Raw genomic sequence first — 20,094 nt, forward strand, 5'->3', positions numbered from 1 at the left:
TCCTCCTATGAAAATGAATCGATTTAAAATCTATCAATCTTTTTATTCAGTCTATTACATATTTTCAAACAATTATTTCGATTTATATACCTAAAGCGATTTCTCTTCTCCGATGTTCAGCATTAATTTTTTGAAGTAACTAAATTGCCCGTCGATTTGTATTCTTTCCCGATAATATCCTTTGCGATAACCATCATATTCGCTTGTGCTGTTCCATCGCCAATTTCGAGGCCAATAACATCACGTAAACGTTGTTCGTGAGCCATTTCCTTCGTATAACCATAGTGACCGTTAAACAACAAGCATTCATGAATGGCTTCTACTCCATATTTAGGTCCAAGCCATTTGACAGAAGCGGATTCTTTTGAGTGGTTTAGGCCTTGATCACGAAGCCATAGGCCACGATACGCCTGCCATTTTACAAACTCTAATTGAGTATAGTGAGTAACAATTGGGAAAGCTACGCCTTGATACGTTGCTAAAGGCTTGCCAAAGGAAGTCCTCATTTTCACATGTTCAATTGTCTCATCTAAACTTTGCGAAGCGGCACCTACAGCTTGTAGACCAATTAATAGACGACTAAGGTCAAACCCATTCATAACTTGGGAAAATCCCTTGTTTTCAAGGCCAATCATATACTCCTCTGGTACCTCTACATCCGTTAAATAAACTGAACCACGGCCAATAGCAATATTCCCCATATCCTCATAACCTTTACATTCCACTCCTGGGAGGTCTGCAGGAACGATAAAGCAGCTTATTCCACGGTTTCCTAGCTCAGGATCCGTTTTCGCAAAAACGAGAAAAGCATCTCCTACTGTTGCCACACTAATTCCAGATTTTTCACCATTTAAAATATATGCACTTCCTTTACGGACAGCGGTTGTTTTAATCCCACCGGCATCTGTTCCGGCAGTAGGCTCTGTGATCGCAATCCCGACAATTCGATCTCCTGAGGAAATTTTCGGAAGCCACTCCTGCTTTAATTCCTCACGGGCATGTTTATTGATAATTTCACCTATTAAAGCATTCAACATGACGGCATAGGTAAGATTGAAATCACCTCGTCCAATTTCTTCCGCCGCAATCCCAGTCGTGACACAATCAGCTCCACTTCCGCCATATTCAACAGGAATTCGAAGTCCATTCACCCCTAATTCCCCTAACTTTTTCCACAAATGTTTTGGTGTGATTCCTTCTCGGTCCCACTTTGTATAGTTTGGTAGTAGCTCCTCTTTAGCAAAATCCTTTAACATCTTACGAAAAAATTCTTGTTCCTCTGTGAATGAAAAATTTAACATTTTTATTCCCCCTATCAATTATTTATATTGCAAGTTTCGTGCCACTAAATAACATTGATATTCAAGCACGAAAATCAATTATTCTCGCAAAATTGATAATTATTTGCAAAATTAAGAATTATTTTTGCAAACTTGAGATTTTTTAACGAAAATAGAAATCGAATCCTATTCATTATGTTCGGATAAAAGATCATGAAATAGCACCAAGTCTATGATCGTTACATCGCTTTCTCAACAATTTCTACGATATCAAAGTTCCCTACAGATTCTTCCAATTCTTTTGCTTTAACACCATCACTAATCATCGTTAAACAATATGGACATCCAGTACCAATCATCGTTGGACTTGCAACAAGAAGCTGTTCTGTTCTTGCGACATTAATTCTTGTTCCTGTGTTCTCCTCTGTCCACATCATCCCTCCACCTGCACCACAGCACATGCCGTTTTCACGGTTGCGTTCCGTTTCAACTAGTTTTACCCCTGGAATTGCTTTTAAAATTTCACGAGGCGGATCATAGACTGTATTGTAACGACCTAAATAACAAGAGTCATGATACGTAATCACCTCATTCAATTCTTTTGTAAAGGTGATTCTTCCTTCTTTAATCCATTGGTACAGCAATTCTGTATGGTGATAGACTTCAGCCTCAAGACCGAATTCTGGGTATTCATTTTTGAACGAGTTATAGGCATGTGGATCAATCGTTACAATTTTCTTCACATTATGCTTGTTAAAAGTATCAATATTGGCAGTAGCTAATTCCTGGAATAAAAACTCATTTCCAATCCGTCGAGGTGTATCGCCTGAATTTTTCTCTTTATTCCCGAGAATAGCAAATTTAATCCCTGCTACATTCATGACACGGGCAAATGACTGCGCGATCTTTTGACTTCTATTGTCATAAGATCCCATCGAACCAACGAAGAATAAATATTCAAATTCTTCTCCAGACTTTTCCATTTCTTTAACTGTCGGAACGACAAGATCTTCTCGGCCTTCACGCCAGTTTTCTCGCTCTTTTTTATTAATTCCCCATGGATTCCCTTGTCGTTCGATATTTGTAATCGCGCGCTGAGCATCAGAGTTCATTTTCCCTTCAGTCAGGACAAGATAACGACGTAAATCAATAATTTTATCGACATGCTCATTCATGACTGGACATTGGTCTTCACAGTTCCGGCAAGTTGTACATGCCCAAATTTCTTCTTCTGTAATGACATCTCCAATTAAGCTACTTTCTTCGATTGTTGCTGCAGATTCTCGGACTCCAGCTCCCGCTAGTGCTAATTGATTTCCCCGAGTGTTTTTAAACGCAAAAGCAGGTACCCATGGCTGCCTAGAAGTAATCGCCGCTCCTTTTTCTGTTAAATGATCCCTCATCTTCACAATGAGATCCATAGGCGATAACACTTTTCCAGTTCCTGAAGCCGGACACATATTGGTGCATCGTCCACATTCAGCACATGCGTATAAGTCCATCAACTGATGCTGGGTAAAATCCTCAATCTTCCCAACCCCAAAGGATTCCGCCCCTTCATCCTCAAAATCAATCTTTCTTAATTTCCCAACCGGTCCACTTTTCTTGAAAAAGATGTTAATCATAGCAAAGATTTCATGAAATTGCTTAGACTGAGGCACAAATACCATGAATGTGAACACAACTGCCATATGAACCCACCAAAATACGTTGAACAACACCGTTCCTGCCGTTACTCCAATTCCGCCGAACAACAACGCAAACACACCAGAGAATGGAGCATATACAAGATTTGGTTCATGATTCAACATAATCGCTTCAAAACCTAATGTAAGTAGAATCGATAAAGTTAGCATGAATAAGGCGATATAGACAAAAGCAGCTTTGCCATCACGCTTCCATTGCAAACGTTTTAACTTCTCACCATAACGGCGGTAAAATCCATATACGACAGCCAACATCATCAGGAAAGTCGCCCATTCCTGTAAAAGACTGAAATATTTATGTGCATCACCGAATGGAAACTCATACCCTTTAATAAACCCTTTTATAATGAGTTCTATTAGGCCAATTTGGATGATAAAAAAGCCATAAAATAAGACTAAGTGCATCAAACCACTTTTCTTGTCTTTGAATAATTTTTTCTGCCCAAATCCATTGATTAAAATTAAATTGATTCGTTCTTTCAGATTTGGTTCAAATTCTGCTTGTTTCCCAAGCTTGATAAACAAATACCGGGTGTAAAGAAGATTAATAAATAAATAGACTGCATATCCAGTCACAGCAAGGAAGGCCAGTAAATTCAGTAGCGAAAACATGCTTTTTCATCCCCCTTCGATGACAAACTTTTGAATAATAGGAGGAGGATGCTCCTCCTACCATAGCTACTCTCAATCTTAGACCCCTGCGCCAACCATTGCTTTTTTGAGTTCCTCCGTTAGCATTGGCACAACTTCGAATAAATCGCCAACAATCCCATAATCGGCTACATCAAAAATAGGTGCTTCTGGATCCTTATTAATCGCTACAATTACTTTCGAATTCGACATCCCTGCTAAATGTTGAATCGCTCCTGAAATCCCAACGGCAATATAAAGATCTGGGGTGACAACCTTTCCGGTCTGGCCGACTTGTAAAGAATAATCGCAATACCCTGCATCGCACGCACCTCGAGAAGCACCTACTGCAGCACCTACGATCTCGGCAAGTTCTTCTAAAAGCTGAAAGTTCTCTGGAGCCTTCATTCCTCGACCACCAGAAACAATGATTTTTGCTTCAGTTAAATCGATTCCACCTGTCGATTTTTTTACAATATCTTTAATGATCGTCCGAAGATTTTTAATATCCACTTTAATAGCGGTTACTTCACCTGAGCGAGTTTCATCTTTTTCAAGTGGGGTAATATTATTAGGACGGACCGTTGCGATAATCATTCCATCCTTGATTTTGATTTTTTCAAAGGCTTTTCCCGAATAAATCGGCGTCGTAAAAATGGCCTCTTCACCATCCATTTCGATATTGACTACATCAGAAACAAGACCAGCATTTACCTTTGTGGCAACTCTTGGAGATAAATCTTTCCCTTGTGCCGTATGTCCCATAATTAGCCCTTCAGGCGTTTCTGCGTCCAATACTTGAAGTAAGGCTTGTTGGTAGGCGTCTGTTGTGTACACCTTTAAATCAGGATGTTCTACTTTCACCACACGGTCAGCTCCATAGTGAAGCAGATTTAAGCTTTCATCACCGATTGATTCTCCAAATAAGGCTGCTACTACCTCACCGCCATCTGCAAGAAGTTGCGCTGCGGCAATGGCTTCATTTGAAACATTTCTAATAGCTCCGTCACGAATATCACCTAAAACTAGTACTTTTCTTCCCATTATCATTCTCCTCCCTTAAAATTATAGAACTTTCGCTTCAGATTTTAATAATGACACTAGCTCTTCTACTTGATTATTTAATTCTCCTGCTAACACTTTTCCTTGTTGTTTCTTTGGCGGCAGGAAGACTTCAATCTTTTCTGTCTTTGCTTCTACATCGTCTTCTTCTAGATCTAAATCATCTAATTCGAGAGTGTCTAACGGCTTCTTCTTTGCTTTCATAATCCCAGGCAAAGATGGATAACGTGGTTCATTTAAACCTTGTTGAGTTGTCACGAGAACCGGAAGGGATACTTCTAACGTTTCTTCATCCCCTTCCACATCATGAATCATGATGGCTTTCCCATTTTCAATCGAAAGGTTCGTAATCGCTGTCACTTGAGGGATTCCTAGCATCTCAGCCACGCGTGGTCCTACTTGACCAGAACCACCGTCAACCGCCACATTTCCTGCTAGAATAATATCTAGATTTTTATCTTTTAAATAGGTTGCTAGTATAGTAGCCGTTGTGAACGGATCGATTTCTTCAACCTCATCACTATCAATTAGTACCGCCTTATCAGCACCCATGGCGAGAGCAGTACGGAGTTCCTTTTCCGCTTCCTCTTCACCAAAAATTACAACTGTTACCTCTCCACCATGTTTCTCTTTGAGAGCGATTCCTTCCTCAATGGCGTACTCGTCATAAGGATTAATAATAAACTCCACACCATCACTATTAATATTGCCATTATTAATCACAATCTTTTCTTCCGTATCAAAGGTACGTTTCATAATCACATAGATGTTCATTCTTCTCTCTCCTTTTTGTTTATTTTTATCCAGTATCGGATAGGAATTCGGTATATAGAATTAATACTTATATAAAAACAAGGTTCGTTTTATCTCCAATTTCATTTACTACTTTTTCATAACAACGGCTTCCCCATCTACCACTAATTCCTGATGTTGATTCATCACTTGTGTTTTTAACTTGATGATTCTCTTATCATCCTTTTTTTCTACCACTTCAACATTTGCCGTAATCGTCTCTCCAATTTTTACTGGTAAGAGAAACTTAAAGTTTTGGGACAAATAAATCGTGTTCGGACCAGGAAGTTTCATTCCGAGTACAGTAGAAATAATACTACCCGATAAAATACCATGGGCAATTCTTTCCTTAAAAGGTGTCTGGCTAGCATATTCTGCATCAAGATGTACGGGATTGAAATCACCAGTCAGTCTAGCAAATTGTACGATATCATCCTCAGTAATCGTTTTAGTAAATGAATCCTTGTCCCCGATTTGAATATCATCATACATTCGTTCTTTGTTGGTCATGTTTATTTCCATTTATTAGGCATCTCCTTCTACGATTAAAAATGTATAGATGGCGAAATCATCAGCTTCTACGATTCCATCTTAATCTCACAATGAGCTAGCATGATTACCCTAGCATACTGTGTCCTCCGTTTACCGATATCACTTGCCCGGTAATCCATTCAGCATGGTTCGAGAGTAAAAACAAGATCATTCCCGTCACATCATCCACTTTTCCAAGCCGCTTTAACGGATATTGCTTTGCAATTTTTTCTAATGTAGCTTCATTAAAAGCTAATGAACCATGGTCAATCAATCCGAGTGCTACTGTATTACACTGGATATTGCTTTTTCCTACATCTTGCGCTAAAGATTTTAGGAAACTAATCGCGCCATTTCTGGCAGCAGCTGAAACAATTAAATTTTTGTCCCCGGTTCGCGCTGAATCTCCGACAATATTAATAAACTTTCCTTGCCTGTTTTCGATCATTTCAGGAACAAATGTATGAACTAAATTCAGAACTCCATAAAAGCAAACATCGACTTCATGCTTCCATTCTTCTAGTTCATACTGAGTGCAAAGCAATATTCGCTCCTTCATTAGCAACTGCGAAGGCGATGCCTCGGCCAATCCCTTTTGCCCCACCCGTAATGAAGACGTTTTTCCCTTTCAAATCAAGTTCCATGAATCTTCTCCTCCTGAAATGAAGTGGTAACTGACCTTCTTCTAAAAGTTTCTCTTACCTTATCTTTCTTAAGAAATCAGTTTCTTTGTTTAGTTTCCTGAAAACGATGGCTGTCGTTTTTCAAGGAAAGCTTTCGTTCCTTCTACCTTATCTTCTGTTGTATAAAGAAAGGCTTGTGCTAAGGTTTCAATCAGCAATCCGGTATCCATATCCGCCTCAAAGCCTCGATTTACTACAAGCTTTGCCATTTGAATGGCAAGAGGTCCTTTTGCTAAAATTTTCTCAGCTTTCTCGCGTACAGCATCCATCAATTCCTCTAACGGAACGACATCGGTCACTAACCCGATTGCTTTTGCCTCACTCGCATTGATCAATTCTCCAGTTAAAATCATATTCAATGCTCGACCCTTCCCGATGATTCGAGTTAGCCGCTGTGTTCCGCCTGCACCGGGGATAACCGACAAGTTCAACTCAGGCAATCCAAATTTTGCATTGTCCGAAGCAATCCGAATATCACAACTCATAGCAAGCTCACTTCCACCTCCAAGTGCAAACCCGTTAACGGCAGCGATCGTAGCTTTTTTACTATTTTCAATCCGACGGTATACATCACTCATACTTCCAGTTTTTAATGCTTCAATTGCTTTTCTCGTCGTCAGCTGATTGATGTCCGCGCCTGCAACAAATGCCTTCTCCCCAACTCCAGTAAAAACAATGACACCAATTTTCTGATCATTTTCTAGCTCTTCAAAAGCAGCTAAAATTTCGGTAACCGTTTCATTATTCAAGGCATTTCTTACTTCGGCACGATTTATTTTTATAATGCCAATTTGATTTCCCTTTTCGACTACTAGATTTTCATAACTCACAAGTAACTCCTCCTATATTGCTGTGCAACGATTTTCCATTCGCAATGTGCTATCGTAGCTTAAATCAGATATCCTCTTTTACATAAGCTGCATAGTGATCTACCAATCCATAGAAGGACCATCTGACGCAGCTTGTGATAAGAGGGGATGTTTCCTTTTCAACTGATTCATCGATTTTCCATTAAACCATTGCTAAACCGCCATTTACGGAAAGGGTTTGGCCTGTTACATAATCCGCCTCGTCTGACACCAAGAATGCAACCCCATTCGCAATATCACTAGGCTGTGCCAAACGTCTAAATGGAATGGCTTTTTCAAGCGCTGCTGCAATCCCTTCATTATACGAACCAATTTCTTCGAAAAGAGGGGTATTACTTGGTCCTGGTGAAATACAATTCACATTAATCTTATGTCTAGCCATTTCTCTAGCCATCGTCTTCGTGAAAGCAATGACTCCACCTTTAGCAGCCGAGTAAACTGCCTCACCGCTTGAACCGACTCTTCCAGAATCAGAGGCAATATTAACCACTTTGCCGCAACCATTTTCAATCATAATAGGTAAAATTTCTTTAGAAGTATGAATTTGTCCCATTAAATTAATATCTACAATCATCTTCCATGTGCTTGGTTCGCTTTTCAAAAATGGTTCGACCTTATCCCAGCCTGCATTGTTGACTAGAACATCAATTCTCTCAAAATGAGCGAGTGAAGCTCCTACTGCCTCTTGAACACTCTCAAGCTTCGTTACATCGCAGTAAACCGCAACTGCCCTGCCTCCTTCTTTTTCGATAATGGAAACCGTTTCGTTTGCATTGTCTATATTGACATCGGTTACAATAATATTCATTCCTCGTGAAGCTAATGTTTTCGCAATCTCACGTCCGATTCCCCGTCCTGCTCCAGTAATAAAGGCTACTTTTTTTGTCATCGTTTTTCCCTCCAAATTTTTAGTTAAATGCGTAAAATGTGAATAACAATCTGAATCTATAAATCTATTGATTTAATTCCTGTTCACTTAAACTTTGAAGAACTTCTTCTTTCAAGCGAAACTTTTGAATTTTACCACTTGCAGTTCTCGGAAACACTTCAACAACTTCCAGATATTCTGGCCAATATTGCTTAGCAACCCCTTTTTCCTTAAGGAACTCTTGCAGTGCAGGAAAGCTAAGAGGCTTCTTCCCAGGTTTCATGCTAATAACGGCACATGCCTTCTCTTGCAATCTCGGATCAGGCACTCCGATTAGCTGTGCATCTAATATGTCCTCATGCTCATACAAGACATTTTCAACATAAGTAACAGGAATATTTTCTCCGCCACGAATAATAATATCTTTATTTCTCCCCGTAATTCGGATGTAACCGTCTTCATCCATGACCGCTCGATCTCCCGTAAAAAACCATCCATCATGAAATTCAGACAATGTCCCTTCGATATTTTTCAAATAACCAACAAACAGTGCTGGTCCTCTACTAAGGAGATCTCCTTCTTCGTTAGGTGGACAAGGGTTTCCGTCTGTATCAATTACCTTAACTTCCATGGTATCAAGTGCCACACCGTCAGTACCTGACAGCTTTTCTTCAGTATCGTTAAGTTTTGTCAAAGTAACGAGACCAATTTCCGTTTGACCCCAACCAGCAAGAATCGAGAAGTTCACCTTTTGGAACGCTTCTTTTACCAATGCCATTGGGATCGGTGCACCCATAGCTGCAAATACTCTTAGTGACTCAATGTTTCGACTTTCAAGTCCTTCCAATTGCAATGTATCTTGCAGAAATGGGGTCGCCCCGGCTGTAAAAGTAATCCCTTGCTCCTCAATTAGTTCAACAAATTCTAATGGATTCCAAACTTCTTGATAAACACCTGTTCCCCCAATTGTAGTAGGGAGCCTTACCCCGTAACCAAAACCCGTTTGATGGGCAAAGGTCGATGCCATGAACATCACGTCATCGGAGGTTAATTGCAAATGGTCAATCCAGTAATTCGTTGAGACGCAAACGGTATTATGCGTATGCAAGACTCCTTTTGGGTTTCCCGTTGTTCCAGAGGTGAAAATGATTTCGGTTACATCATTAGGATCAAGAGTAATTTCATCTAACACTGCCGGATTGCGAATTTCCTCCCATGGTTTATCGAACAATGCTGCCAGTGGATTCATATGCGATGGTACATTCTCGCCAATGACATAAACATGCTTAAGGGCTGGCCATTGATGGGACAATCGATCAATCATAGCTGGATAATCATATCCGCGAAATTCATCAGGAATGACAATCATTTTCGACTCAGCCATGCCAACCATATAACCAATTTCACGATCCCGATAAATCGGAATCAATGGGTTGGTAATGGCACCAATTCTCGTTGCCGCATAGTGAAGAATAATAAATTCATTCCAGTTAGGCAGTTGAATCGAGATGACATCTCCTTTACCTAATCCCAATTCCAACAAACCTAAGGCAACACGGTCGACGATTTTCCCGAGTTCCCGATACGTATAACGACTCTTTTTATCAATAATCGCAACTTTGTCTGGAAACTTTGAAATCGCATCTTTTAAATAATCAAGAATCGTTTTATTTGGCCAAACGGACTGATACTTTTCTATATAATCTGGGCTCAAAATCGTTTCTAATTTCAAGGACTTCATCTCCTAGTTATTTTCTAAACTTACTAAAATCTACAGGTCTTTTTTCAACAAACGCATTCATTCCCTCTGCAGACTCATCTGTGTTATAAAACATTGCTAGGCTGCCCATTGCGAGTTGTGAGATTCCTTGGATGTTAGCAGTGTCAGCATTAAATGAATATTTAAGCATTTTGATTGCTGTTGGACTTTTAGCAAGAATCTTCGTAGCCCATTCTTCTGCTGCTGCTTGAAGCTGATCGGCTGGAACAACTTTGTTCACAAGGCCCATTTCTTTTGCTTCTTGAGCGGTATACTGCTCACACAAATACCAAATTTCTCTTGCTTTCTTTTCGCCAACTACTCTTGCTAAATAAGTCGATCCAAAACCAGCATCATAACTACCCACTTTCGGTCCGGCTTGTCCAAACTTGGCCGTTTCTGAGGCAATTGTTAAATCACAAATAACGTGGAGGACATGCCCGCCTCCAATCGCATATCCATTTACTGCTGCAATAACAGGCTTTGGAATATTGCGGATTGTTTGGTGCAATGTCTCGATTTCAAGACCAATGCCACCTCCTAATCCTCCGTTATAATCGTAGCCACCCTCATCGCCTTTTTCTTTCTGATCGCCACCTGTACAAAATGCTTTCTCACCAGCACCTGTTAACACAACAACACCAATGCGGTTATCATCCCAAGCATCGCGGAAAGTCCAAATTAGTTCCTTAATTGTCCGCCCACGGAAAGCATTGTAGCTTTGCGGTCGGTTAATCGTAATCTTTGCCATTCCATTCGTTTTTTCATACAAAACATCTAATAATTCCATTTGTCATTCCTCCATTTTCTATTGTTGCGTTTTTTAATATTATTTTAATATTTCCAAATTTAATTAGTATTCTGTTAATTAATTAGCTAGCAATGCCCCCTTTCACTTACTTACTAATACTAATTTGCAAGTTCTGTGCCAACATTTACCCCTATTGAAACATGCATTTTATCCTCTTTTAACCTCGCAAATGTGATAATTTTCGCAAAATTAAGAATCGTTAATGCAAAAACAGCTGAATGGAGTCCTAATACAAAACAAACACATGAAGAAGAACCGGGCAAAATGAGCTGCCCGGTCCGTTGTTCATAAAGCGAAACATCAATCAGAGGTGGTTTTTGCTAGTACTCGGATTAACCGTGATTAATAGGCTAGTTTAATGCTAGTACTTGGATTAAACAGATTTTTGGCCGTTTTTTATTGCTAGTACTTGGATTAAACAGATTTTTGGCCGTTTTTTATTGCTAGTACAGGGATTATATCAGCCTTCTGACCTCATTTTATTACTAGTACTTGGATTAACCGCTCATTTTATCGCGTTTTATTACGAGTACTAGCAATATATCAACGAAATTTGTTGTTTTTATACCGAGTACTTGGATTAAAAAACGCGTTACCAGCATTATCTTTTAAAAAACATTCGGATCCCTTCGGAAAAATATCCATAAATGACCTTTTCTACAAAAAACATACAATATTTGCTGTGCTTTTACCCAGTACTCGGATTAAAAATGTGAATTACTAGCATTTAAAATACATTAAAGTAACAGCGTGTCAAAAAAACACACTACTATACTAAGTAGTGTGCAAATATCATTTTAAATTGTACTTGGTTATTTTACGATACAGACTCGCAATATGAATTTTTAGTTTTTGAGCAGCTAGGGATCGATCCCCGTTGGCTTCTTGTAATGCTTGTTGAATGGCGTTTATTTCTGCTGTTCTAACTTCTTCCTCTAAACTTTGTAGCGGCCTAGTTTTCTTATTATTTATTGGACTAGTAGATACCTGAGTAGAAAAATTGATATCATTCATCGTTAGCGTATCTCCATCGACAATATTCATTCCCCGCTCGATAAACGCTTTTAATTCGCGTATATTTCCAGGCCAATCATAGTTCAGCATCCAATCTTGAAGCTTTCTATCTATATGTTTCACTTCAAGATCGAGCCTCTCATTGAAATAATCGATAAAATAAAAAGCTAACGGCAAAATATCCTCTATTCTTTCTCGAAGTGATGGGATTGTTAAATCAAAGACATATAGGCGGTAATATAAATCTTGCCTAAACTTCCCCTCCTCCACTAGATTACCTAAATCACGATTCGTTGCGGCAATAATACGAAGATCGATGTTTTTACTAACCGTTCCTCCGATGCGTTCAACCTCCCTTTCCTGCAAGACGCGAAGTAGCTTACCTTGTGCCTCATAAGGGAGTTCTGAAATTTCATCAAGGAAAAGGGTCCCATTCATGGCTAATTCTACTTTTCCAGGTTTTCCTTCCTTTTTGGCTCCACTAAAGGCTCCTGGCTCATAGCCAAAAAGCTCTGATTCAAATAATTCCCCAGGGATGGCGGCACAATTCACTGCCACAAAAGGATTATTTTTCCTCTTGCTCATCCCATGAATCGCTTGTGCAAATAATTCCTTCCCTGTCCCACTTTCACCTGTCAGCAACACCGTTGAATTACTAGTTGCAATTCGAGTAGCTAGTTCTTTTGCATTGTTCATTGCCTCACTATTCCCAATTAATTCCTCAAAGGTATATTTATTTTGGTGAGGCCTTTTTTTATTCATTTTTTGTAAATCAATTGCATGCATGAACGATACCATTTCATGATGCTCAATATCACCATCACGGACAATAACACGGTAAACGTCCCGATGGCTTTTTTTTATCACTCTAATGATACAATTAATCCCAGAAATCACACCAAAGAACACTTTTTTACGTTTTCGGCCATACATCCCCTTGATAACATCATGAATTGAACGACCTAAGCAATCACATTTACTGATTGAAAAGTTCTCGCAAAAGTCTGGGCTAACATCAATCAGTTTTCCATCAACATCAGTTTCCAAATATCCCCAATCTTCTATTGAATGAATTGTTTTTGCCATTTAAATCACCTTCCTGGGAACATAAATGACAACTTGCCCCTTAATAACCTCAGTTCCATTTTGATTGAAACACATTACCTTTTGCGTGACCCACTCTCTTTCATGATTAATATCAATAATCGTTAATTCTGCGGTGATCGCATCATCAATATAGACAGGATGATAATAAATCATTTCTTTTTGCAGCAACACACACGCACTTCCCGGAAGTTCGTCTGTAATCACCTGTGCGATTAACCCCTCTACTAATACTGCCGGAACGATTGACTTAGGTTCCCCATTTTTTAAACAAATGTCATTTTGCTGATAGAATGGATTAAAATCCTTTGTTAATTCATTACAAAGCTGAATATCTACTTCTGTAAATATCCGCTGCAAACGGGCACTTTGCCCGATAAATATTTTCGTATTCGTTAAGCTCATAAAAATCCCCCTTGTATATAACAAAACTATTATTTGACTAAATTTTTTTAATTATTAGTATATACTAAAATATATACTAAACAGTAGAAAAATGAAAGGAACCTTCTTTCCATATATTTCAACAAATTAACTCTAAAATTGTCAGAAAATGTCTAAACGAGTATGATAATGTAAAAAAAAGACGAAAAACAACCATATTCACTTTGGAATCTGGTCTTTTTTCGTCATTTTTTATTTTGGCAGGGAAACTTCCTCGAATGAGCATACAGGCAACATTTTTCGAAGTGGTTAAAAAGACTTTACCTGTATTCCCTGCACGAATATCTAATTTCCCCTTAATACCCTTTGTTTCTACTCCTGCGAAGGTACGTTAAACACAACGAAAGCAGAAATTGTAATTATATAGAATCTATTAATCTTGTTAAATTATATCGCAAGTTCCATGTCAATAGACACCGTTGATAAACAACGAATTAAGCCTTTATTTTTTCGCAAAAGTAATAATTTTTCACAATATTGCGGAAAATTATTGCGAAAAGTAGTCCTAAAAGTGGGTAGCACGTTTTAAACTGCTCGATTTGACAACAAAAGACATTTAGGAGGCCCTACCTCCAAAATGCTATTTTAAAAATTTTATCATTTTTTTAGAAAAACAATCTGTGTTCACTTTTTAATTCGGGGCGTCACGGTCACTTTACTAAAAAAATGGGAACAACCATAACAGATTGTTCCCATTTTTCACGCCTTGTCCGTGGAACATTTCCGTGAAACAAGAAAATTCGGGGCGTCACTGTGACTTAAATATTGTAGAATAATCACAATCCAAATACCTAATACAAAGAAAGGATAGGCATGGAGTTTTGTCTGAAACAAAATAAATAGGCCAATGATTTGATAGATAATAGCCAAAAGAGTGGTGATCCATTTTTCCCCTTTTTTCATATTGACCATAAAAAGAATAAAGCAGATAATAATCCCTACTATGAAAAGAACCGAATGAATCTTTACTAGTTCCGGAGTTAAGAGCGATTCCCCATACTTTTCTTTATAAAAAAGCAAATAACGATATACACCCATTTTTTTAGTTGCTAAATTTTCTAATATAACAGCTACAATCAGGACCGAAAATTGCAGGGTTAAAAAAAACAAATAACCGATTATCTTTTTCAATAGAAAAACTCCGTTTACTCTAATTATTTACACAAATATCCCAAAAATAGTTCTCTCTATACAGGAAAAAGACAATACAGAAAAGAATATTGTCTCCTTCTCTCCTAAAATTATAGGTCAGCTGGTTCTCCGGTTTCAATTGGATTGGATGAATCCATACTCCATTCATTCCAACCGCCATCATACAAAGTAATATTTTCTAAGCCCATAACGTCAGCATAAAATAATACTTCTGCTGCTCTCCAGCCTGTTCCACAATAGAAGGCAAGATGATTAGAAGGGTCGATTCCTTCTTCTGCCCACATATCATAAATTTGGCTGGCATTTCTCATCGTATCATCCGGATTTCGGTAATCTTCAAGATGAGATGAGTCACTTCCTGCACGTCCCCAAACAGAACCTTGCGGACGTCCTTTTGGTTCAATATAATTGTATCCTGAAGTTTCACCTATGAATTCAGCCCGGCTGCGAATGTCTACAAGTGTACTATTTTTTCTGTTTGTTACAACTTGCTTAGCTTCTTCTAAATCGATAATATAGTCTGGATTAGCAGGCACAAGTACTCCAAATGAGTCTACCGCTTCTTTTTCATTTCCTTTTGTTTCAATTTCATAACCTGCATTACTCCAAGCTGCCCAGCCACCGTTTAAAACTCGAACATCATCAGTTCCCATATATTTCAAAATAACCCCCACACGGTAGGCTGCCATTGAATCAGCGCCATAAAGAATAACCGTTGTATTAGACGTAATCCCATTATTTAAAGCAAATGCTTCAAGTTCTGCATCAGACAAGCGATTCCAGACAGGGCCTTCTTCAACTTCATCAGTATTAATGTGAACCGCACCTGGGATATGTCCGTTTTTATAATCCTCAGATTCTTCTCCCCAGCTTACTTCAAATATTTTATAAGGTTTGCCGTCATTATTATTTTCAATAGTATCGTTAATCCATGAAGGAGGAACTAACATTTCATAATTAGGATAGCTTTCCATAGCCAACTCTTCATTGGCAGCCCATTCTTTGACATCAAATATAGCTAAGTTCTCAAAGCCTTGTTCTTGAAGATAATTAGCTACTGTCTTTGCATCTTTTCCATTGGCATCATATAGAACAATATTTCTCTCTTTTGTCATGCCTTTTGTTGCTAGTAGGTCTAGTAATTGTTCACCTTCTGAATCAATTACTACATCTAACCATGCAGCCGAAAAATCAACAGCTCCTTTAATATGACCGCCTCTTTTTTCTCCTTCTAATGCCCATCCATTAAAAGCATCATTTGACCTTGTATCAACAATTACCCAATCTTCTTTACCAATATTGTTTTGCAAATCATCAATACTAATCGTTGGAAAATCTCCAATCGATGTGTCCTCATTACTCGAATCTTTTTTACTTGTCTCTTCCGTATTAGAACAAGCAGCAAAAAAGACACTACAAATTAATAAAATCGCAAATAAGAGTATTTTTCGATCCTTTTTCATAATAAACCTCCACTGAAAATATTTTTTTAATATAGAATTTTGCACCTATAGATTATAGGAATATCTACCTATCTATTATAAAAAATATATTTTAATAAACCTATTCAATTTATCAATTTTAAAACTAATTGTTAATAGGTATTTTCAATAGCAATGTTCTTAGATGTGATCATAAAAAACAGACAAGCCCTCTGTCCGTGAAACATTTCTGTGAAACAAGAAAATTCGGGGCGTCACTGTGACTTAACCAAAAAAGCCCCAAAGAGAGGCCATCTCTTTGGGGCAAATTCCACTATAAAAACATACTAAGGTTAATTGTTCCTAAAACCACCTGATCAGGATAAATGATTCGGGAGGCAAGTTTCCATTCTCCATTTTCATGTCTGATTACATCTTCTCGGCTACCAAATAACTCTTCGGAGGTAAGAGCAGATCCTCTGTTCCGTTTATATAAAAAATTACTACGGACGATGTACTCCTCATATTCGTCATAACTAATTCCTTTTTCCACAAAGACATTACTAATAAAGTGCCGCTGCCGTGGACCAGCGATTTCCGCCCATGCCGAAGAGGTCTCTAATCGCTTCACTCTTGTAGTGAGCGTCTGTTTCGTTTCCTCAAAAAACTTAGATTTATAGTCAATATTGGGTGTATCATGACTGACCTCTTTTGTGACCCGAGCAGGCATGCGATAAACGAGGTCATCTGCCAGCAAGTTTAACCATTCATGATAGTTTCGACTATCTAATAAATGAGCTTCCCGATAGAGGAAATTTGTAATTTCAATTTGTACGTCCGTGTTCACTGATTGAATGAGGACACCTTCTTTCTGGCTCATTTAGCGTACCTCCTCTTTAACATCTTTTTCTTGAAGAAGCAAATCAATCCATCTTTTATGCATGCTTCGCGATAATGTATCTAAAAAACAAAGGGGATAAGCGACCCCAGGTCCTGGAAAACTTTCATCTGGCTGTACGCGGTCAAGACCCATTAGATAATTCAAGAAATTATTGTAACTCAGCTCTTTATCTTGCGCCATTTGCCCTCTGCTCGCTTGAGCTACCCGGCTCCAAATTTCAGCGTCGTCTTGTTCTAGCATTCCAGATGGGCCAAATGTACTTAGAAAAGCATAATACGATTTTTCTTTATAATCTTCTGGTGCCGCTTTATCAATTAAACACCAACTCCAAACCTCTACTTTATCTGGAGCTAATGGTCTCCATATTCTAAAATTCAAAAAATTGTATAGACCCGGCTCACCTTCTAAAGGTGGGAAACTAAATTGTAAGAATCCTAAATTCGGATATACACCACCAACAAAAAAGGTATTCTTTAATAGATCTAGCTGACCCTTCGTTAAATTTCTCTCGAACATCGGCCACATTGATTCCGGCATTCCTTGATATGGTAGAGGTGAACTTCCCTCTTCATCTAATTGAACAAGATTAATCCCATGTCCATTATCGAGGACAACTTGATATCCGTGTCCCGGGAAAAACGGGTCATTTGGAGCAATTCCCAATTCTTTTGAAGACTTATGGGTAAATTGAACATGATATGGATCTGACTCGAAATTCTCAGCTGTTACTTTCCAATTCGCTTCAACGACATATCTTTGTGGAGAACCTAGTACTTCCATTCCCCCATCACTTCTGCCCATCATCATGTCTAAATACCACTTCATATTTCCAAGATATTCATCGAGTGATTCAGCATCTTTATTTAGAGTCCCAAAAATCATTCCTTGATAGCTAGCCACTTTCGGAATCGGTCGAAGATTCCAATCCTCTTTATTCATCTCTTCTCCATATACTTTATTTCCAACAGCGATGCCAACAAGGTTTCCTTCATTATTATAAGTCCATCCATGAAATGGACATGTGAAGGATTTTTGATTTCCAGAATCAGCCGTACACAAAAGCGTACCGCGATGTGTACATGAATTGAGAAATGCTTTGATTTCTCCTGACTTCGATTTCGTAACGAGTACTGGATCATGAGCGATCCATCTAGTAACAAATGAGCCTGGTTCTATTAATTCCGATTCATGAGCGAGAAATTGCCAAGTTTGACCAAAAATCTTTTTAATTTCCAATTCGTACAAGTCACGGTCTGCTAATACCCACTGAGGCAACACACCATCTCTTAACTTTTCCTTCAAGTTTAATAAGGTTTCTTTAGTTATTCCGCCTTGTTTTTCCATTTTTCATACCTCCAATCATTTTTTGGAAATGAACAATAAAGATATCTTGATTATCTTTCGCTCCTCTTTTTAAAAGGGAAAGCGGTTACATATTTGTGCACAAAAGCTAACTATCTAGAATATGAAGGAACCTAATACAATTAAGTTAGATTCCTTCATCAAAATTCAAGGAAAGTTTTTAACCTGTAAACTCTTTCCCAAACACCTGTCTGGCAATGATTACTTTTTGAATTTCATTTGTACCCTCATATATTTCAGCAATCTTGCTGTCACGATAAATTTCAGCTACTTTATAAGTTGAACCATCGGCTGCAAGTTCGTTCAAGAATCCATAACCGCCAAATGCCTGGACTGCATCACGGGCAATATCTCCGGCAATTTGCGTAGCATAGAACTTGGCCATCGCCGATTCGGGTTCAGGAAATTCGAGACCCTCATCCCGTCTACGAGCAGCTTTATAAGTTAAGTTACGGGCATTTTCAATCGCCGTCATCCAATCCACGATTTTAAACTGCCAATATTGAAATTGACCAAGCTTTTTCCCAAAAGCTTCACGATGCTTAAAATAATCTACTACTTCGTCTAAAGCCGACTGTGCCATTCCGACACCCGTTGAAGCGATTCCAATTCGACCGAACGTCAAGGTGGCAAGAGCAATTCGTAATCCTTTTCCAACATCCCCTAATCGGTTTTCATCGCCGACTTCAACGTCATCGAAGTAAATATCAGCGGTAAGTTGGCCTTTATTGCCAATTTTTTTATCAGGTTCGCCTACTGTAACACCAGGTGCATCTAAATCAACAACAAACTCTGTAATCGTCTCCCCTGTCCGGCATAATAAAGCAACATAACTTGCAACTGGGGAATTAGAGATAAACCGTTTTCTCCCATTAATGATCCATTTATCTCCCACTTTTTCAGCTGTCGTTGTAACCGTCCGAACACTAAGATCCGTACTAGCATCTGGCTCCGTTGTTGCAAAACTTCCGATTTTTTCACCTTTGATTAACGGTTTCAAATAACGATCTTTAATATAATCGGAGCCATATGTAAGGCCATTTCCACACAACATACATTGAACATCATAGATTGCGGCTAAACTATTACTCGCATAGGCCAACTCTTCCATCGCAACAATCGTGCCACACACAGGATACTCAAGTCCTCTTCCGCCTACTTCTTTCGAAAATGGAATCCCTAGTATCCCGCTTTTTCCCATCTTTTCAATTAACTCATATGGGAAATGCTTTTTATCTTCTGTTCGCGCGCCAAGTTCATGGGCAATTGGTATGACTTCCTTATTGACAAACTCTCTTACTTCCATTCGAATTTTTTGAGTTTCCTCAGGCATAATCATGTCATGGTAAATTTTCGACATTAAGCGTTCAGGCATTTCTCTTTTTGACAGTATCTTTTCAGTCATTCAACTCACTCCTTATTATAACTCTATTTTAATAGTTTTTTAATTTTGTATATTCTGATAATTTTTCTTATACTCCTCCTTCATATTTTTGGTTCCTTCTTTATTACCCCTATAATAATACGTACCTCTAACACCAACAACCGTTCTGTCCCGTTACAAGGGACGGTTTCGAAAATATTTTTCAAATAACATTCGCAGATGGACATGAACATTCTTTACCAGCAAACTAGGATGAAATGACAAGTACATATAGGATTCCTTGTTTCAATTATTAATTGGGTCATAAAGAGTTAAAAATCA

17 protein-coding genes and 1 pseudogene are annotated in these 20,094 nt (G+C 38.5%); all 18 read right to left on the reverse strand.

Annotation, left to right across the window (positions count from 1 at the left end; all coding sequences use genetic code 11):
- Window positions 1–122 precede the first annotated feature (122 nt).
- The 18 genes and pseudogenes from GNT69_RS23275 to GNT69_RS23355 all read right to left on the reverse strand — a co-directional run bounded on the left by GNT69_RS23275 (window position 123) and on the right by GNT69_RS23355 (window position 19,794).
- Window positions 123–1,301 carry an acyl-CoA dehydrogenase family protein gene (locus GNT69_RS23275; RefSeq protein ID WP_203557383.1) on the reverse strand — a complete coding sequence of 393 codons (1,179 nt, stop codon included), beginning with the start codon at window positions 1,299–1,301 and terminating at the stop codon, window positions 123–125.
- 218 nt (window positions 1,302–1,519) lie between these two features.
- Window positions 1,520–3,598: a (Fe-S)-binding protein gene (locus tag GNT69_RS23280; RefSeq protein WP_203557384.1), complete on the reverse strand. Its 2,079-nt coding sequence runs from the start codon at window positions 3,596–3,598 to the stop codon at window positions 1,520–1,522.
- 78 nt (window positions 3,599–3,676) lie between these two features.
- Window positions 3,677–4,660 (reverse strand): electron transfer flavoprotein subunit alpha/FixB family protein, encoded by a 984-nt coding sequence (locus GNT69_RS23285; RefSeq protein WP_203557385.1) that lies wholly within the window; start codon window positions 4,658–4,660, stop codon window positions 3,677–3,679.
- Window positions 4,661–4,681: 21 nt separating this feature from the next.
- Complete coding sequence (locus GNT69_RS23290) at window positions 4,682–5,452, reverse strand: electron transfer flavoprotein subunit beta/FixA family protein (RefSeq protein WP_203557386.1); 771 nt, start codon at window positions 5,450–5,452, stop codon at window positions 4,682–4,684.
- Between the two features lie 108 nt (window positions 5,453–5,560).
- Complete coding sequence (locus tag GNT69_RS23295; protein ID WP_203557387.1) at window positions 5,561–5,992, reverse strand: MaoC family dehydratase; 432 nt, start codon at window positions 5,990–5,992, stop codon at window positions 5,561–5,563.
- A gap of 94 nt (window positions 5,993–6,086) precedes the next feature.
- Entirely contained in the window at window positions 6,087–6,560 is a 474-nt protein-coding gene (locus GNT69_RS23300) for an SDR family NAD(P)-dependent oxidoreductase (RefSeq protein WP_239094436.1), read from the reverse strand.
- Window positions 6,538–6,645: pseudogene (locus GNT69_RS26360) on the reverse strand (SDR family NAD(P)-dependent oxidoreductase); the annotation flags it as partial. The gene GNT69_RS23300 and the pseudogene GNT69_RS26360, both read right to left, overlap by 23 nt.
- Window positions 6,646–6,734: 89 nt before the next feature.
- Window positions 6,735–7,514, reverse strand: a complete 780-nt coding sequence (locus GNT69_RS23305) for an enoyl-CoA hydratase-related protein (protein WP_203557389.1) — start codon at window positions 7,512–7,514, stop codon at window positions 6,735–6,737.
- A 181-nt stretch (window positions 7,515–7,695) separates the two neighbouring features.
- Window positions 7,696–8,442, reverse strand: coding sequence for an SDR family NAD(P)-dependent oxidoreductase (locus GNT69_RS23310; RefSeq protein WP_203557390.1), 747 nt, complete (start codon window positions 8,440–8,442; stop codon window positions 7,696–7,698).
- A 64-nt stretch (window positions 8,443–8,506) separates the two neighbouring features.
- A complete protein-coding gene (locus GNT69_RS23315) occupies window positions 8,507–10,153 on the reverse strand; it encodes an AMP-binding protein (protein WP_203557391.1) in 1,647 nt (548 codons plus the stop codon).
- A gap of 16 nt (window positions 10,154–10,169) precedes the next feature.
- Complete coding sequence (menB, locus tag GNT69_RS23320; protein WP_203557392.1) at window positions 10,170–10,970, reverse strand: 1,4-dihydroxy-2-naphthoyl-CoA synthase; 801 nt, start codon at window positions 10,968–10,970, stop codon at window positions 10,170–10,172.
- An 813-nt stretch (window positions 10,971–11,783) separates the two neighbouring features.
- Window positions 11,784–13,091 (reverse strand): sigma-54 interaction domain-containing protein, encoded by a 1,308-nt coding sequence (locus GNT69_RS23325; RefSeq protein WP_203557393.1) that lies wholly within the window; start codon window positions 13,089–13,091, stop codon window positions 11,784–11,786.
- Window positions 13,092–13,514, reverse strand: a complete 423-nt coding sequence (locus GNT69_RS23330; RefSeq protein ID WP_203557394.1) for a hotdog family protein — start codon at window positions 13,512–13,514, stop codon at window positions 13,092–13,094.
- A gap of 738 nt (window positions 13,515–14,252) precedes the next feature.
- Window positions 14,253–14,684, reverse strand: a complete 432-nt coding sequence (locus tag GNT69_RS23335) for a hypothetical protein (protein WP_203557395.1) — start codon at window positions 14,682–14,684, stop codon at window positions 14,253–14,255.
- 110 nt (window positions 14,685–14,794) lie between these two features.
- Window positions 14,795–16,168, reverse strand: coding sequence for a rhodanese-like domain-containing protein (locus tag GNT69_RS23340; RefSeq protein ID WP_203557396.1), 1,374 nt, complete (start codon window positions 16,166–16,168; stop codon window positions 14,795–14,797).
- Between the two features lie 292 nt (window positions 16,169–16,460).
- A complete protein-coding gene (locus GNT69_RS23345; RefSeq protein ID WP_239094437.1) occupies window positions 16,461–17,006 on the reverse strand; it encodes an aromatic-ring-hydroxylating dioxygenase subunit beta in 546 nt (181 codons plus the stop codon).
- Complete coding sequence (locus GNT69_RS23350; protein WP_203557397.1) at window positions 17,007–18,371, reverse strand: aromatic ring-hydroxylating oxygenase subunit alpha; 1,365 nt, start codon at window positions 18,369–18,371, stop codon at window positions 17,007–17,009.
- A 178-nt stretch (window positions 18,372–18,549) separates the two neighbouring features.
- Complete coding sequence (locus GNT69_RS23355; protein WP_203557398.1) at window positions 18,550–19,794, reverse strand: acyl-CoA dehydrogenase family protein; 1,245 nt, start codon at window positions 19,792–19,794, stop codon at window positions 18,550–18,552.
- Window positions 19,795–20,094 lie beyond the last annotated feature (300 nt).

This window comes from Bacillus sp. B15-48 (assembly GCF_016879755.1).
Lineage (GTDB): Bacteria > Bacillota > Bacilli > Bacillales > Cytobacillaceae > Mesobacillus_B.